This window comes from Sphingomonas sp. (genome assembly GCF_031361285.1).
Taxonomy (GTDB): domain Bacteria; phylum Pseudomonadota; class Alphaproteobacteria; order Sphingomonadales; family Sphingomonadaceae; genus Sphingomicrobium.
In genome coordinates this window covers 1-3,014 of record NZ_JANMCO010000043.1, presented here as the reverse complement: position 1 = coordinate 3,014, position 3,014 = coordinate 1, and the positions used below count along the sequence as shown (strand labels likewise).

The 3,014-nt window shown below is 61.3% G+C and carries 2 protein-coding genes; one reads left to right on the top strand and one right to left on the bottom strand.

Going from position 1 to position 3,014, the window contains the following annotated elements:
- Window positions 1–105 precede the first annotated feature (105 nt).
- Window positions 106–1,323, bottom strand: coding sequence for an ISAzo13 family transposase (locus RMO25_RS04385; RefSeq protein ID WP_309661385.1), 1,218 nt, complete (start codon window positions 1,321–1,323; stop codon window positions 106–108).
- Between the two features lie 201 nt (window positions 1,324–1,524).
- Between RMO25_RS04385 and RMO25_RS04380 the strand changes: the two genes are divergently transcribed.
- Complete coding sequence (locus RMO25_RS04380) at window positions 1,525–2,736, top strand: ISAzo13 family transposase (RefSeq protein ID WP_309661384.1); 1,212 nt, start codon at window positions 1,525–1,527, stop codon at window positions 2,734–2,736.
- Window positions 2,737–3,014: the final 278 nt, after the last annotated feature.

Genomic DNA, 3,014 nt, shown 5'->3' with positions numbered 1-3,014 from the left:
GCGCTCGGTAACGTCCCGCAGGCGCATTCCGCGGGCGCTATCTTGGTGGCTCGCCCAAAATTCCGGCAAAACTGGCCGTTTCGCCGGCTAAGGACAGCCGTCAAATTAATCGCTCCGGTTTGAGGTCGATCTTGGACGGATGGTGTAGTTCCATTCAGGATGGAATGGGTCGCCCTGGATGTCGAGGGTCTTCATCTCGGCATCGGAAACTTTGATTCCCTTTTCGTAGGTGGCGGTGTCGAGCGCGCTTGCGACTTTCAGGCCGGTTTTGGTGGTGGTCGCGGCAATCAGCTCGACGACGGCCAAGCGATCGGTCAAAGGCCGCGCACGCCAATTTTGCGTGATGTGGCAGAACATGCGATGTTCGATCTTGTTCCACTTCGACGTGCCCGGTGGATAGTGATGGACGTGGAGTATGAGGCCCGTCGTGTCGGCGAACTTCTGCAGCTCGACTTTCCATAGCCGGACACGCGATCCGTTGGAGCCGCCGCCATCAGCCGTGATCGTCAACTCGCGGGCGTTCGGGTAGCGCTCACGCCCCATGGCGTCGAGCCAGCGACGAATGGAAGCGACGGCGAATTGAGCTGTATCGCCGTTGATGCCGACACTCACCCATCCCGCATTGGCGCCGACGTCGTACACCCCGTAAGGCACCACCTTGCCGAGTTCCTTGTCTTCGAAGTCGTGCACCTTCACGCGTTGCGGATCGCCCTTCGGACGATAGTCGGTCCCACCGTTCCTGTAATTGCCGATCAGCTCTTTCTTCTTGGTGTCGACCGAGATGACGGGCTGTCCCGCAGCCTGGGCCGCGATCGCCTTGGCGTTGATGTGCTCGAATTGCGCATTGCGGTCGGGATGCTTCGAGCCCTCGTCGGCCTTGCGGTTCGATTGCCTGCTGTAGCCGAGCGTCGGGAGCAGTCTCTTCACACTACTGGCGCTGATCTCATGGCCCTTGTTCTGCAACGCAAGGGCGAGCTTTTCGTGGCTTTTCGACACCCACAACATCGGGCGCACCGGATCGCCCAGCGTCGCCGGCTCGATCACGCTGCGCAGATCCTCGACCAGCGTTGCGTCCCGGCTCGAAAGATCCGGTCGCCCAGCGCCGTTGCGGCGGATCCGGCCTTTCGGCAGCGGCGCGGCGTTGAGTTCTTTCTTTCCTCGGCCGATGGTCGAGCGCGCAAGTCCCGTGATCTCCGAGACCGTCTCAAGTCCGCCCCATCCTGCCACAACGGCTTCCCCGGCCGCAAACATCCGCCGGCCACGCTCATCGAGCTTCGAGCCGACCGCTTCCCACCTTCGCCGAATCGCCTGCCTGTCGATCATGTCGACCTGCATAAGGCCCCAGCCAACTCCAGGGAATCCCGCCAAGCCGAGTCAATTTACCGCATGGCGCCAACGAACTATCCGATTCTATAATTCTGACGGCTGTCCTTAGGCTCCGTCCGGCGATTGATGAATCGATTGTGATGTGAAGATGGGGTTTGAGGGATTCCGTTTTGGTTGGCAGGGCTGTAGCGTTGGGGAATGATTGATGAATCGGCCATTCGCCAGCGGTTCGAGACGCTGCGTCCAGTGCTTGACGAGCGCGGACGGCGGCGGTTTGCGGCAGCCGAAGCGCTTTCGGCGGGGCGGGGCGGAGTAACCGCGGTGGCGCGCGCCACGGGCATCGCGCGCAGCACTATCGGACGTGCGCTCGATGAGGTGCGCAGCGGAGAGACCCTCGAAGAAGGGCGGGTGCGCCGGCCGGGGGCTGGCGGCAAGCCGAGGAGTGAGATGGATGCAAGCCTGATCGATGATCTTTGTTCACTGGTCGAACCCGAGACGCGGGGCGATCCGCAATCGCCCCTGCTTTGGACCAACAAGAGCGTGCGCAAGCTCGCCAGCGCGCTGCGCGACATGGGTCACCAGGTCGGCCGCACGTTGGTGAACGAACTGCTGCACAAGCTCGGTTATGGTTTGCAGGGCAACCGCAAAACCCGCGAGGGATCGCACCATCCGGATCGCGATGCCCAGTTTCACTATATCAACGACCATGTGAAGGCCGCGCTGGCTGCTGGTGAGCCCGCGATCTCGGTGGATACCAAGAAGAAGGAACTGGTCGGCGATTTCCGTAATGCCGGGCGCGAGTGGCATCCGCAGGGCTCGCCGCCCGAGGTTCGCGTGCACGACTTCGTCATTCCCGAACTGGGGCGCGCCGTGCCTTACGGCATCTATGACATCGCCGACAACGCCGGCTGGGTCAGCGTCGGCATCGACCACGACACCGCGGCCTTTGCCACCAACGCTATCCGCAGCTGGTGGACGCAGATGGGGCGTAAGCGCTATCCCGCTGCCCGCAGCCTTCTGATCACCGCGGATGGCGGTGGCAGCAACGGCTCGCGTATCCGCTTGTGGAAGATCGAACTACAGAGGCTCGCCGACCAACTCGACCTGCCGATCACCGTGTGCCATCTGCCGCCCGGGACCAGCAAGTGGAACAGGATCGAGCATCGTCTGTTCTCATTCATCACCGGCAATTGGCGCGGCAAACCATTGGTCAGCCATGCGGTGATCGTCCAGTTGATCGCCGCGACCACGACAAAGGCCGGGTTGAAAGTCCGCAGCGAACTCGATCCCAATACCTATCCCGCCGGCATCAAGATCAGCGACGAAGAACTCGCTGCCGTCAACATTGTCCGCCATGACTTCCACGGCGAATGGAATTACACCATCAACCCAAATCCCAAAAACGCGTAGCGTTTATCCTCGGACGGATCCTTAATACCGCCAATGCGTTGCATATAGCGTTGCATGGGCCGTCCGCACTGCGGACAGGGTGGGCCACCGTCAATTGGTACTACTGGAGCAGAGGCTTTTAGCTTTGCCATAGATCTTCCCCGCAATCGTACCGTGGTCCGATATCCGAACGGCTCCTCGCCTCACGACTGTTTTAACCTGGTGAGCTGTGGCTCATTTACCTACTCCGCCGCCTCGCTCGCTCCGCTCTTTCTCCGTTTCCCCACCTTCGCCAGCAC